Origin of the sequence: Chryseobacterium formosense, assembly GCF_900116415.1 — a bacterium.
In the GTDB taxonomy this organism is placed as follows: domain Bacteria; phylum Bacteroidota; class Bacteroidia; order Flavobacteriales; family Weeksellaceae; genus Chryseobacterium; species Chryseobacterium formosense.
This window is the reverse complement of record NZ_FPAP01000002.1, coordinates 682,801-696,394: the sequence shown is the minus strand read 5'-3', so window position 1 is coordinate 696,394 and position 13,594 is coordinate 682,801. Positions and strand designations below refer to the sequence as shown.

Sequence of the window (13,594 nt, the reverse complement as noted above, 5' to 3'; positions counted from 1 at the left end):
AAATATTTTCAATACTAAAGACCGGTTTTTATCGGTCTTTTTTTTATTTTTGAGGTATGGATTCCAACAACAAATTAGGCCTTATCGGTAAAAACATCTCCTACTCTTTTTCAAAAAAATATTTTGAAGACAAATTCAATAAAAAAAAACTGACTGACTTTTCATATGAAATTTTTGATCTTCAGGAAATCAATGAGGTTGAAAATGTTTTTTCAGAACCCGATGTTTTAGGCTTTAATGTAACGATTCCTTACAAAGAAAAAATTATTGACTATCTGGATGAACTGAGTGATGAAGCACAAAAAATCGGAGCAGTAAACTGTGTTTTGATCGAAAACGGAAAGAAAACAGGCTACAATACCGACGCTTTTGGTTTTGAAAAAACTTTAATTGCCCATAAAAAGCCGCATCACGAGTCTGCACTGGTTCTAGGCAACGGCGGTGCAGCAAAAGCAGTTCAGTATATTTTAGATAAAAACAATATTCCTTATCAAACCATTTCAAGAAAATCTGAGCTGAATTTTGAAAATTTAGATCAAAAAACGGTTTCAGAAAACAAACTGATTATTCAATGTACCCCGGTAGGAACTTTTCCTAACACTGAAGATTGCTTAAAATTTCCTTTTGAAGCACTTACCAATCAACATCTGGTCATCGATCTGATCTACAATCCGGAATGCAGCAAATTTATTTTAAATTCATCCCGAAACGGAGCAAAAACTGTAAATGGTTATTATATGTTGGAACAACAGGCAGAAAAAGCCTGGGAAATTTGGTCGTTTAAAAAAAAATAACATAAATTAGTAACTTAATTGGCTTATATTAGCTCGTTTAAGAAATTTAACGCCATTATTCATAAAAGATTTGCTATGACAACAGAAAATAATCTTTCTGAAAACGAAGAAAACAAACCTTCAGCAGAACATCAGGAAACAGTAGTAGAAAGCATTGGGAACAATGAAGAAAATCATCACGATGAAGATCATGATGCTCCTCAGCATGACTCTATTGATCATCTTTCGCTTGTAGATGCCCTGAAGGAAATGGAGAAAATCATTAATTCTAATAATGCAGGAGAAAGGTTCCGAGAATTCAATGCATTGAAGGAAAAAGCAAATCATATAATCCACGATGAAGTGGAAGATAAAAAGCATGAATACGTTGATGCAGGAAATGCTCCTGAAAATTTCAGCTACGAACATCCTTCGCAATCAAAACTTTCAGGACTGATTCATATTTTCAGAGAAAAGCATGATAATTTCCAGAAAAATCAGGAAGAAGAGCAGAAAAAAAATCTTGAGCAGCGCCAAAGTATTATTGAAAGACTTAAAAATCTTTACACCAATTCTGAGCCCGGAGTTAATCTTTTCAAATCGATCAGAGAAATCAAGGAAGAATGGTCTAATGCAGGTCAGGTTGCAAAATCTGAATTTAAAATTTTAAATAATAATTATTTCCACCATCTGAATCAGTTTTATCAGATGCTGGATATGAATAAAGAATTTCTGGAGCAGGAATACAGTCACAACTTAGAAAAAAGACAGCACATTATTGCAAGAGCAAAAGAGCTGGAAAATGAGCCGGTTGTACAGAAAGCCTTAAACGAACTTCAATATCTGCACAAATTGTGGAAAGAAGAAGCTGAACCCGTTGCAGAAGAATTCCGTGAAAAAACATGGGAAGAATTTAAAGAAATTTCCAACAAAATTCACGAAAGAAAAACCGAACTTTCGGCAGCAATCGAAACAGAACAGAACGAAAATCTTGAGAAGAAAAACGAAATTATCGCTGAAATCAAGAAACTTTCTGAGCCAAAAGACAATCCGAATCATAATTACTGGCAAAATTCTATCAAAAGAGTTGAGGAACTGCGTACAGAGTTTTTGAAGACCGGAAGTGTTCCGAGAAAATTATCCAACAACAACTGGAATGATTTCAAAACGATCCTAAGAGGATTCAATACCACAAAAAATAATTACTACAAATCTCTGAAAGGTTCTCAACAGCAGAATCTTGAAGAGAAAATGAAGCTGATTCAGACTGCAAAAGACAATATGCATTCTGAAGACTGGGATATTGCCGTTGCTCTATTCAAAAAACTTCAGGAAGACTGGAAAAAAATCGGTCATGTTCCGAAAAGTATGACGAATAAAATCTGGGACGAATTCCGTGATGCGTGCAATACTTTCTTCAACAATTACAGAGAGAAAAGCAGTGCTTCTACCGACAACTGGAAAGAAAACTACAAGCTTAAAAAGGATATTCTTGAAGAATTAAAAGCCATCACAGATGAAGATGGAAGCATCGAAAAAATTGAAGCATTAAAAACTTCATGGAACAACATCGGAAAAGTTCCGAGAGATAAAATGACGATCAACTCTGAGTTTAACCGAACTTTAAGAGAAAAACTAAAGCTTAACAAAATCAACGAGCTTGAATTGAAAGAAGAAGGCTTATCTGAAAACCAGCTGACCGATAAGGCAAGAAAGATCAAGAGCCAGATTTCAGATCTTGAAGCAGAAATTGTGAAGCTTGAAAACAATCTTTCATTCTTTAAAAATCCTTCAAGAGAAAATCCTCTTCTTATGGAAACTTATAATACGATTGATGACAAAAGAGCTCACCTTGAGACTTTAAAACAAAATCTTCACAGTATTATTTCAGGAGATTAAATAACAATTAAAGTAAATATAGAGCGAAGCAAAGAAATTTGTATTCGCTTTTTTTATCTTATGCAGGACGAATTTTATATCAGAAGATGTATTGAGCTCGCTCAGAAAGCCATCGGAAATACCTACCCAAATCCGCTTGTAGGAAGTGTGATTGTTCATAACGGAAAAATCATCGGTGAAGGTTACCATCAAAAAGCTGGTGAAAACCACGCTGAAATAAACGCCATTAATTCTGTGGAAGATAAAAGCCTGATTCCTGAATCTACTATTTATGTTTCTCTGGAACCTTGTGCTCATTACGGAAAAACTCCTCCTTGCGCTCTGAAAATTGTACAATTAGGGTTTAAAAAAGTCGTTATCGGCGCAATGGATTCTCATGATAAAGTAAACGGAAAAGGAAAAAAAATCATTCAGGATGCAGGAATTGAAGTGGTTTCAGGAGTTTTAGAAGAAGAATGCATTGATTTAAATAAAAGATTTTTCACCTATCACGAAAAGAAAAGACCTTTTATTATTTTAAAATGGGCAGAATCCGGCGACCGTTTTGTCGATAAAAATTTTAAGCCTACACAGATCAGCAATTCATTAACCAAGCAATTCGTTCATCAGTTAAGAAGTGATGAACATTCAATTTTGATTGGAACGATGACTGCCTTGAGAGATAATCCGAGTCTTACAACCAGAGAAATTTTCGGCAGAAATCCTATCCGGATTTTAATTGATATTGATTTAAAAGTTCCGACTGATTTTAACATTTACAGCAACGAAGCTGAAACTTTGGTTTTTAACTCAGTAAAAGAAGGTGAAGAAGGAAATATAAAATTCATCAAAACTTCAAGAGAAAATTTTCTTGAAAATATGTTGAAAAAGTTATATGAATTTCAGATTCAATCCATTATTGTGGAAGGCGGAAGTTTTGTACTTCAACAATTTATTGACGCCAATCTTTGGGATGAAACCATTATTATTAAAAATAAAAATCTGATTCTCGAAAACGGAACAAAAGCTCCGAATTTTGAAAACAATCCTTTTGAAATAAAAGATTTCAGAGATAATATCATTGAATTTTATAAGAATTCAAAATAAGAAGCCGACAAAAATGCTGTACGAATACCGAACGATTGAAAAACCAGTAGAAAATACCTTACTCAAAGAAAAAGGGAGCAAATTTATTGGTTTCGCTTTTCCAACAAACAATGAAACTGAGCTTAAAAATGCTTTAGAAAAAATCAGAGCAGAGCATCCGAAGGCAACGCACCATTGTTATGCTTTCAGAATGGGTTTAAATGGAGAAAATTATCGTGCAAATGACGACGGAGAACCTTCAGGAAGTGCAGGTTTACCGATTTACAATCAGCTCTTAGCGAATGAGATTACAAATGTTTTGGTTATCAGTGTTCGTTATTATGGGGGAACAAAATTGGGCGTTTCCGGTTTGGTAAAAGCTTATAAAGAATCTGCAAAAATCACTTTAGAGGAAGCCAATATTATTACAAAAGAGCTGGAAACTGAGATTGAAGTTCAGTTTCAGTTCAACCAACAGAATTTAATCTTCACTTTGCTGTCTAAGTTTGATGCTAAAGTTCTGAATTTTGATTCTCAACAAACCGCAGTAATTTTAGCGAGGGTAAAAAACAGACAAAAAGATGATCTTATAGAATCTTTGGGTAAGATTCAGCATGTCTTTTGCGAAATAAAAGAGTCATAAATTTTTACAATTCGGTTATTTTCTTATTTGCTGAATTGTACAGTATTACTTTTACATGATCTTTCCCATATCTTTTTTTAATCTCTTCCCCGATCTTTAAATAAACTTCCATTTCAGGAATTGGAGCAGAATTCAATTCTTTCATCGCCCAATTATGAAGATTAACAGATGGTTTATGATTATAAATAGTTATGCTTCCAAATTCTGACTTTACAAAGTCTTTCCGCAGAAAATATATATACATTTGCTCGCCTTTTCCGGAATACAGATTAAATGACAAATATTGATACCATCTGCCAAAAAAACTGAAAACCGGCATTACAAACCAAAGTATTAACCAGTAAAAATTATGGATGAGTATATTTTTAGCCCCGATGATTTCAAAAGGTTTGTTGTAAAGTATTATCAAAACAAAAATTAAAGCGAGATTCCAAAACCAGATTACAGAATTAAAGTTCAATCCGAACGGCCCTAAAATAATCAGAACAGCTAAGTGAATCGCTATCAAATAAAAACTGATTTTCTTTTTATTCTTTGAAAAGAGAAGCAATCCTGCAAATAAAACTTCAAAAAACGGAATGATAAGGCCGATGAAAAAAAGCTTATACTTTAAAACAGTATCAAGTGAAATTCCTAATAAATCAATTAAAATTGTATTTACCCACACATCGTTAAGAAAAACTCTGTTCATCTTATGAAGTCCACTGAACAAATACATTGAAACTAAAAACAGATGAATAAGAATAATGATATTTTTCGGTTTCCTGTAATTAATAAGTATCACTCCAAAAATACACAAGTACATATATTCCCAGGGTTGCCATCGTACGACATCTAATAAACAACTTAAAACTTCGCTGAATAAGAATAAAAGTATGATTAATCGTTTTTCTTGTTTAAAAAAAATTAGCGACAAAAAAACAAGAGATGAGCAGAATAATACAGAATGTACAAAACCAGGAATATTCTCTAAGAAATCAAAAGTTGGAATCACGGGATATAATCGATCTACAATCCATTTTTTATAAGTCCACAACTTCATAATCGCCCAAAAAAATGCAGTAACCTTCAACAACAAGTTGACCTGATCAATTTCCGATTTTATTTCCCATTTGTTATATTTCATATTTAAAATGAATTCAATCAAAAATATTAAATTCAAATGAATCTGTTTTAAATATATAAAAAAAGCACCTCAGAAAAATTATCTGAGATGCAATATATTTCTTTTGATTTTAAAGATAAAACCTAATCTCTTCTATTCCCCATCAGCAAAGATGCGAAATAAAGCAATTGAGCCAGTGAACCAAGTGCCGCAACCAGATAAGTTCTTGCTGCCCATTTTAAACTATCCTGAACACCGACATATTCTTCAGAAGTAACTGTTCCCGTATCTTTCAGCCATTTCATCGCGCGGTTACTTGCATCATATTCTACAGGAAGGGTTATGAATGCAAAAAGTGTTGTTAAAGCAAACATAATCACACCGATTAAAAGGATCAGTTTATTTCCGCTCATTGCCATCACAACAATACCTCCCATCAGAACAAACTGCATGAGATTTGAACTGATACTTACTACCGGAACCAGTTTTGATCTCAACTGCAACATTGAATATCCTACCGCATGCTGAACTGCGTGACCACACTCGTGCGCCGCAACGGCAGCAGCAGCTGCATTTCGCTGCATATAAACTCCCTCGGAAAGATTTACCGTTTTGTCTGCAGGATTATAATGGTCAGTTAGCTGTCCCGGAACAGAAATCACCTGTACATCATGAATATTATTGTCTCTCAGCATTTTTTCTGCCACTTCTTTCCCCGACATTCCGTTTCTGAGATGAACATTAGAGTAGTATTCGAATTTAGATTTTAATCTTGAGGAAACCCACCAGCTTATAAGCATCGATATTCCTATAATAAGATAATAAACCGTCATTTTATTTTAAGATTTTATTATATAACAATATATTATGTGAGTAAAAATTGTGCCAAAGTTTACGCTTTATTAATTATATTTGTGATTCTATTTTATCCAGAAAACTATGTCTAAAGTTTCCATTTTTGAAGTAAAAACCCCTGAAGATTTAAAGCAGTTTGTAAAGTTCCCGATGGAGCTCTATAAAAACAATCCTTACTACGTTCCATCTTTTATCAAAGACGAAATCAATGTTTGGAATCCTAAAGAAAATCCTGCATTAAATTATTCAGAAGCCAAGCAGTTTTTAGCTAAAAAAGATGGTAAAATAGTTGGTAGAATTGCAGCAATCATTAATCGCAAGGAAGAGAAAGAATTAGGCATAAGAAAAGTACGATTTGGCTGGATCGATTTTATAGATGACAAAGAAGTTTCTGAAGCATTAATCAGCACGGTTAGTGACTTCGCAAGACAACATCAAATTGATAATATCGAAGGACCAATGGGTTTTACCAATTTAGACAAAGCAGGAATGTTAACTTTCGGTTTTGATAAAATTGCTACAATGATTGGCATTTACAATCATCCGTACTATCCGCAGCATCTTGAAAATTTAGGATTGGTAAAAGAGAAAGAATGGGTAGAATTTGAAATGAATTTCCCTAAGGTTTTGCCTCCAAGAGTAGAAAAATTCAGCAAACTGATTGCCGAAAAATACAAATTAAGAGTTTTAAAATTCAACAACAAAGAAGAGATTCTGCCTTACGTAGAGCCGATGTTTAAGCTGCTTGACGAAACTTATAAAACACTTTCCACCTACACTCCGATTTCGAAAGAGCAGATTCAGACCTATCGAGATAAGTTTTTCCCGTTGATTGCTAAAAACTACGTAATCTGTGTGGTGGATGAAAATGATGAACTCATTTCTTTTGCCATCACCATGCCCTCTTATTCTAAAGCCTTACAGAAATCTAAAGGTAAGCTTTTGCCTTTCGGATGGTGGCATTTCATGCAGGCTGAAAGAAAAAATGACCGTGCCAATTTTTATTTAATCGGAATTCATCCGGAATATCAGAGACGAGGCGTGACTGCGATAATTTTTAAAGAAATCTACGAACGTTTTACCAGCATGGGAATTGAGTTTGCCGAAACCAATCCGGAGCTTGAGGAAAACAAAAGCGTACAGGTGCTTTGGCAAGATTATAATCCGGTAAATCATAAAAGAAGGAGAACGTATTCTTTAAAATTCTAATATGAAACTACATCTCATCATTTTTGCATTTCTAATTGCAGGTTTTGTAGCTTACAACCTATTTTTCGCTGTTGCTGATGATCGAATGCATACTTTGATCAACATTGTCTATGCGAGCATACTTTTCGGTTATATTTCCTTTATGGCGTTTACATTGCTAAAAAAAATGAAAAAATAACGCTATTTTTACTAATTCTAAATTACCCGTTTTTCCTATTTTAAAGCGACTTTTAAGTTGATTAATTTCATGCTTTATTGTTTATTGTCTAAATTTGCAACTTGAGATAATAATGTAAAAATGAATTTACCTGAAAGTTATATTCCAATCCTAATCCAGGCGGGCGTTGCAGTAGGTTTTGTTGCTATTTCTTTGCTTGGAGCACATTTTTTAGGTCCGAAACAGAAAAAAGGAAATTCTGTGAAAAACCAAAGCTGGGAATGTGGTGTTGCTGTTGAAGGAAACGCCAGAACGCCATTCTCGATCAAGTATTTCTTAACTGCGGTACTTTTTGTACTATTCGATATCGAAATCGTATTTTTTTATCCGTACGCTGTAAACTTCAGAGAATTTGGTCTTGAAGGATTCTTTGCGGTACTTACTTTTGTTGCCATTTTCTTCCTTGCATTTTTCTATGTCTGGAAACGTGGCGCATTAGACTGGGATAAATAAATTCAATTATAATTTTAAATAAGAAATTTAGATTAATACAATTAAATTAAAGTTAACATTAACAGTGATTTAGAATCTAAATTAAAATCTTAAAATCAAAAAAAATGTCAGATCAAAAACCAATAATAAGAACAGATGCACCGGCTCCGGAAGGATTTGAAGGAGAAGGATTTTTCGCAACGAAATTGAGCAGTGTAATCGGGATGGCAAGAAAATTTTCACTTTGGCCTCTACCATTTGCTACTTCTTGTTGCGGTATCGAGTTCATGGCTACCCTAAACCCAACCTATGATGCATCAAGATTTGGTATGGAAAGAAACTCTTTCTCACCAAGACAAGCCGATATGTTGATGGTTTGCGGAACTATTTCTAAAAAATTAGGCCCCGTTTTAAAAGAAGTTTACACCCAGATGGCAGAACCAAAATGGGTTGTTGCTGTTGGAGCTTGTGCTTCGAGCGGTGGTATTTTTGATACATACTCGGTTTTACAAGGAATTGATAAAATTATTCCGGTAGACGTTTATGTTCCGGGATGTCCTCCAAGACCGGAACAGATCATTGAAGGTGTAATGCAGGTTCAGGCTTTGGCAGAAAGCGAAAGCATCAGAAGAAGAGATATGCCGGAATATCAGAAACTTTTAGATTCTTACAACATTAGCAATTAATAGGACGGAAATGACAAACGAATTTGTATTAGAAGCAATCACAAGAGAATTTCCGGAATCTGTAATTTCAAGCTCAGAACCTTATGGAATGCTGACTGTTGAAATTAAAAAAGATGACATCAAAAAGGTAATTCATTACCTGAAAGATTCATCATTGGAAATTAATTTCCTTACTGATGTTTGTGGAATCCATTACCCAGAATTTCCGGAGAAAGAAATCGGCGTTGTTTATCACTTGCATAATATGATGACGAATTTCAGAATCCGTTTGAAAATATTCATGTCGAGAGAAAATATTGAAGTAGATTCTTTGACTGAATTGTATGCAGGAGCCAACTGGATGGAAAGAGAAACTTTTGATTTCTACGGAATTAAATTTAAAGGTCATCCTGATTTAAGACCCATCCTGAATATGGAAGATCTAGGTTATCATCCGATGTTGAAAGAATATCGTTTGGAAGACGGAACCAGAACCGATAAGAACGACAGTATGTTCGGAAGATAGGACAAATTTGAAATTGATTATTTGAAATTTGAAATCATTCAAATCTCAAATTTCAAATCTCAAACCTCAAATGAATTTATTATGAAAGACAACTCATTATCTAATATACTTAACCAATACGACAGTAAAGAACAGATTGACGGGCAGTTGTACACCCTGAATCTGGGACCTACTCACCCTGCTACCCACGGAATTTTCCAGAACGTTCTTACCATGGACGGAGAGAGAATTCTTCATGCAGAACAAACGGTTGGTTATATCCACAGAGCTTTTGAAAAAATTTCCGAGAGAAGAAATTTCGCTCAGATTACAACCCTTACTGACCGTATGAACTATTGTTCAGCTCCGATTAACAACATCGGATGGCATATGACGGTAGAAAAGCTGATTGGCGTAAAAGTTCCGAAGCGTGTTGATTACATGCGTGTTATTTTGATGGAATTGGCAAGAATCGGAGACCATTTGATCTGTAACGGGGTAACCGGAATGGATTCAGGAGCAATTACGGGTCTTACTTATATGTTCATCGAAAGAGAGCGTATTTATGATATGTATGAGCAGATTTGTGGAGCTAGAATGACAACAAATATGGGAAGAATCGGAGGTTTCGAAAGAGATTTCACACCGAAATTCCATGAATTATTAAAGGATTTTCTTAAAACTTTCCCGCCAAGATTCCAGGAATTCTGTAATCTATTGGAGAGAAACAGAATATTTATGGACAGAACCATCGGAGCAGGAGCAATTTCAGCAGAAAGAGCTTTAAGCTACGGGTTTACAGGTCCGAATTTACGTGCAGCAGGAGTTGATTATGATGTGAGAGTTGCAGAACCTTATTCTTCTTACGAAGATTTCGATTTCATTATTCCGGTAGGAACTGCAGGAGATACATACGACCGTTTCATGGTTCGTCAGCAGGAAATCTGGGAATCACTTAAAATTATCAATCAAGCATACGACAATCTTCCAGAAGGACCGTTCCATGCGGATGTTCCTGACTTCTATCTTCCGGAAAAGGCAGATGTTTATCAAAAAATGGAAGCATTGATTTACCATTTCAAAATCGTAATGGGGGAAACTGATGTGCCAAAAGGTGAAGTTTACCATGCTGTAGAAGGAGGAAACGGAGAATTAGGTTTCTATCTGGTGAGTGACGGTGGAAGAAGTCCTTACAGACTGCACTTCAGAAGACCATGTTTTATCTACTACCAGGCTTATCCTGAGATGATTACAGGCTCTGTAATTTCAGATGCGATCGTTACGATGTGTAGCATGAATATTATTGCGGGAGAATTAGACGCATAAGCAAGTAAAAGGTAAAAAGAAACAAGTATAAAGTAAATTGTATTTTGAAAATTTCAAATTTCAAAACACAAATTTCAAATCAGATAAAAATGAGCGAAACAATAGCTTTTAAACCGGAAAGTTTAGCACAGGTGCACAAAATCATGGCTAGATATCCTGAAGGAAGACAAAAATCTGCTCTTCTTCCTGTTCTGCATATTGCACAGAAAGAATTCGGAGGTTGGTTAGACGTTCCAGTGATGGATTATGTTGCGGAATTATTAAGTATTAAGCCAATTGAAGTATATGAAGTGGCAACTTTCTATACTATGTTCAATATGAAGCCGGTTGGTAAATATGTTTTGGAAGTTTGCAGAACCGGACCTTGCATGGTTTGCGGAAGCGAAAAAATCCTTGACCACATCAGAACCAAACTGAACATTAAAGACGGACAAACTACGGAAGACGGAATGTTTACACTAAAGCCTGCTGAATGTCTTGGTGCTTGTGGATATGCTCCGATGATGCAGTTAGGAAAATTCTTTCATGAAAATTTAACGATAGAAAAAGTTGACGAAATTCTTGATCTTTGCAGAGAAGGACAGGTTGATTTGGGCTAATAAAGATTTAAAATCTGGATTTTAAATTAATTTAAATTTTAACAATTAAATGCAAGAAGCCAAAAGCCAATTGCAATAAGCATACTAAAATGAGTAAAAAACTTTTACTTAAAGACGCACACGTAGAAGGAATACGCTACTTCGAAACTTACCGCAAACAAGGAGGTTACGGTGCAGCTGAAAAAGCCTTGAAAATGACGCCGGACGAAATTTTGGAAGAAGTAAAAACTTCAGGACTTCGTGGTCGTGGTGGTGCAGGTTTCCCTACAGGAATGAAATGGAGTTTCTTGGCAAAACCGGAAGGCGTACCAAGACACTTGGTAGTAAATGCCGATGAATCTGAACCGGGAACTTTCAAAGACAGATATTTGATGGAATTCCTTCCTCATTTATTGATCGAAGGAATGCTTATTTCATCTTACTGTTTAGGTTCAAATGTTTCTTATATCTACATCCGTGGAGAATATTCTTGGATTCCTGATATTTTGGAAGAAGCGATTGAAGAAGCTAAAGCAGCAGGATTTTTAGGTAAAAATATTTTAGGAACTGGTTTCGATTGTGAAATTTACGTTCAAAGAGGTGGTGGAGCATACATTTGCGGTGAAGAAACTGCATTGCTTGAATCTCTTGAAGGTAAAAGAGGAAATCCGAGACTAAAACCTCCATTTCCTGCTGTAAAAGGACTTTGGGAAAGACCAACCGTTGTAAATAACGTTGAATCTATTGCGGCAATTGTTCCAATTATTGATATTACAGGAGCTGAATATGCTAAAATCGGAGTTGGAAGATCTACTGGTACGAAATTGATTTCCGCTTGCGGAAACATCAACAAACCGGGAGTTTATGAAATCGACATGACTATTACGGTGGAAGAATTCATTTATTCTGATGAATATTGTGGTGGTATTCCAAACGGGAAAAAGCTGAAAGCTTGTATTCCGGGAGGAAGTTCTGTTCCGATCGTTCCCGCTAATTTATTATTGAAAACTGTAAACGGAGAACCAAGATATATGAATTATGAATCATTAGCTGACGGTGGTTTTGCTACCGGAACAATGATGGGTTCAGGAGGTTTTATCGTTTTGGATGAAGACCAATGTGTCGTAGAACATACCATGACTTTAGCAAGATTTTATAATCACGAAAGTTGCGGACAATGTACTCCTTGCCGTGAAGGAACGGGCTGGATGTACAAGATTTTGAAGAAAATCGAGAAAGGAGAAGGAAAAATGGAGGATATCGATCTACTTTGGGACATCCAGAGAAAAATCGAAGGAAATACGATTTGTCCATTAGGTGATGCAGCGGCTTGGCCTGTTGCAGCGGCTATTCGTCACTTCAGAGACGAATTTGAATGGCATATTAAAAACCCAGAGTTATCTCAGACACAGAACTATGGATTGGCAAATTATGCAGATCCAATTCCTGCACCGACTGTATAATGTAGTAGGATTAAGAAGACAGATTTAAGTTGAAAAATAAGTTTTTATTACTGTTTTTATTAACGGTAACAATGAGTGTAAAAGCTCAGGTTGACCCTTTCAAAAAAGGTTCGGTTATGGTGTTCTGGGGTTGGAATAATGCAAGATATTCAAACTCTGATATTCACTTTAAGGGTGATGGATATGATTTCCAGTTGGATAATGTTGTTGCACATGACAGACAGACCAAATTTGAGTGGGGAACATATTTCAATCCGGGAAGTATTACCATTCCACAGGTAAATTATAGAATTACCTATTTCCCGAAAGATAATTTCGGAATTACTTTAGGAATGGATCACATGAAATATGTGATGGATCAGGATCAGGTTGTAGATTTCAAAGGATACATTAATGATCCGAAATATGCAGGAATGGTCAATAATGGTAAAGTAGATCTTAACAGTGGTGAATTTTTAACGTTCGAACACACTGATGGTCTTAATTATATTAACATTGGAGCTCAGAAATATCATAATGTTTACAACAAGAAAAACATTGATGTTTTCCTGAGTTACGGAGCAGGATTGGGAGCTTTATTGCCAAAATCCAATGTTCAACTGATGGGAAATGAAAGAAGCGACAGATTCCATCTTGCAGGTTTTGGTCTGGATGCAAGAGCTGCAATAAGTGTGGTTGCCTTAAGACATATTGTACTTCAGGCGGAAGGAAAATTGGGATACATTAATATGCCCGACATCAAAACGACACTGAACAACAAACCAGACAAAGCTTCACAGGATTTTGTGTATGCACAGTTCAATTTCGGGATTGGATATACATTTAATACAAAAAAGTATAATTAAAATAGAGCTTAAAA

At 35.3% G+C, this 13,594-nt stretch carries 15 protein-coding genes; 13 read left to right on the top strand and 2 right to left on the bottom strand.

Annotated elements, in window-relative coordinates:
• Positions 1–56: 56 nt before the first annotated feature.
• From BM371_RS09465 to BM371_RS09450, 4 genes are all read left to right on the top strand, one after another.
• On the top strand, positions 57–794 hold the full coding sequence (locus BM371_RS09465) for a shikimate dehydrogenase family protein (RefSeq protein WP_034673752.1): 738 nt from the start codon (positions 57–59) through the stop codon (positions 792–794).
• A gap of 75 nt (positions 795–869) precedes the next feature.
• Positions 870–2,672 (top strand): DUF349 domain-containing protein, encoded by a 1,803-nt coding sequence (locus BM371_RS09460; RefSeq protein ID WP_081874524.1) that lies wholly within the window; start codon positions 870–872, stop codon positions 2,670–2,672.
• Positions 2,673–2,732: 60 nt separating this feature from the next.
• On the top strand, positions 2,733–3,758 hold the full coding sequence (gene ribD, locus BM371_RS09455; RefSeq protein ID WP_034673750.1) for a bifunctional diaminohydroxyphosphoribosylaminopyrimidine deaminase/5-amino-6-(5-phosphoribosylamino)uracil reductase RibD: 1,026 nt from the start codon (positions 2,733–2,735) through the stop codon (positions 3,756–3,758).
• Positions 3,759–3,771: 13 nt separating this feature from the next.
• Positions 3,772–4,380 (top strand): IMPACT family protein, encoded by a 609-nt coding sequence (locus BM371_RS09450; RefSeq protein ID WP_034677029.1) that lies wholly within the window; start codon positions 3,772–3,774, stop codon positions 4,378–4,380.
• A 4-nt stretch (positions 4,381–4,384) separates the two neighbouring features.
• On the opposite strand, the gene BM371_RS09445 is transcribed toward BM371_RS09450, so the two are convergent.
• Entirely contained in the window at positions 4,385–5,506 is a 1,122-nt protein-coding gene (locus tag BM371_RS09445) for a hypothetical protein (protein ID WP_034673748.1), read from the bottom strand.
• A 122-nt stretch (positions 5,507–5,628) separates the two neighbouring features.
• Complete coding sequence (locus tag BM371_RS09440; RefSeq protein ID WP_034673746.1) at positions 5,629–6,318, bottom strand: zinc metallopeptidase; 690 nt, start codon at positions 6,316–6,318, stop codon at positions 5,629–5,631.
• A 106-nt stretch (positions 6,319–6,424) separates the two neighbouring features.
• Here BM371_RS09440 and BM371_RS09435 point away from each other — a divergent pair, with 106 nt between their 5' ends.
• The 9 genes from BM371_RS09435 to BM371_RS09400 all read left to right on the top strand — a co-directional run bounded on the left by BM371_RS09435 (position 6,425) and on the right by BM371_RS09400 (position 13,580).
• The gene (locus tag BM371_RS09435; protein WP_034673744.1) at positions 6,425–7,549 is read left to right on the top strand and encodes a GNAT family N-acetyltransferase; all 1,125 of its coding nucleotides are present in this window, start codon (positions 6,425–6,427) and stop codon (positions 7,547–7,549) included.
• A 1-nt stretch (position 7,550) separates the two neighbouring features.
• A complete protein-coding gene (locus tag BM371_RS20535) occupies positions 7,551–7,727 on the top strand; it encodes a hypothetical protein (RefSeq protein WP_165571764.1) in 177 nt (58 codons plus the stop codon).
• Between the two features lie 120 nt (positions 7,728–7,847).
• Positions 7,848–8,219, top strand: coding sequence for an NADH-quinone oxidoreductase subunit A (locus BM371_RS09430; protein ID WP_034673742.1), 372 nt, complete (start codon positions 7,848–7,850; stop codon positions 8,217–8,219).
• 104 nt (positions 8,220–8,323) lie between these two features.
• Positions 8,324–8,884, top strand: coding sequence for an NADH-quinone oxidoreductase subunit B (locus BM371_RS09425; RefSeq protein ID WP_007844976.1), 561 nt, complete (start codon positions 8,324–8,326; stop codon positions 8,882–8,884).
• A gap of 10 nt (positions 8,885–8,894) precedes the next feature.
• Entirely contained in the window at positions 8,895–9,389 is a 495-nt protein-coding gene (locus tag BM371_RS09420) for an NADH-quinone oxidoreductase subunit C (protein ID WP_034673740.1), read from the top strand.
• Between the two features lie 81 nt (positions 9,390–9,470).
• Positions 9,471–10,694: an NADH-quinone oxidoreductase subunit D gene (locus BM371_RS09415; protein ID WP_034677028.1), complete on the top strand. Its 1,224-nt coding sequence runs from the start codon at positions 9,471–9,473 to the stop codon at positions 10,692–10,694.
• A gap of 89 nt (positions 10,695–10,783) precedes the next feature.
• A complete protein-coding gene (locus tag BM371_RS09410; RefSeq protein WP_034677026.1) occupies positions 10,784–11,293 on the top strand; it encodes an NADH-quinone oxidoreductase subunit NuoE family protein in 510 nt (169 codons plus the stop codon).
• A gap of 89 nt (positions 11,294–11,382) precedes the next feature.
• A complete protein-coding gene (nuoF, locus tag BM371_RS09405) occupies positions 11,383–12,735 on the top strand; it encodes an NADH-quinone oxidoreductase subunit NuoF (RefSeq protein ID WP_034673738.1) in 1,353 nt (450 codons plus the stop codon).
• Positions 12,736–12,764: 29 nt separating this feature from the next.
• Positions 12,765–13,580: a hypothetical protein gene (locus BM371_RS09400; protein ID WP_034673736.1), complete on the top strand. Its 816-nt coding sequence runs from the start codon at positions 12,765–12,767 to the stop codon at positions 13,578–13,580.
• Positions 13,581–13,594: the final 14 nt, after the last annotated feature.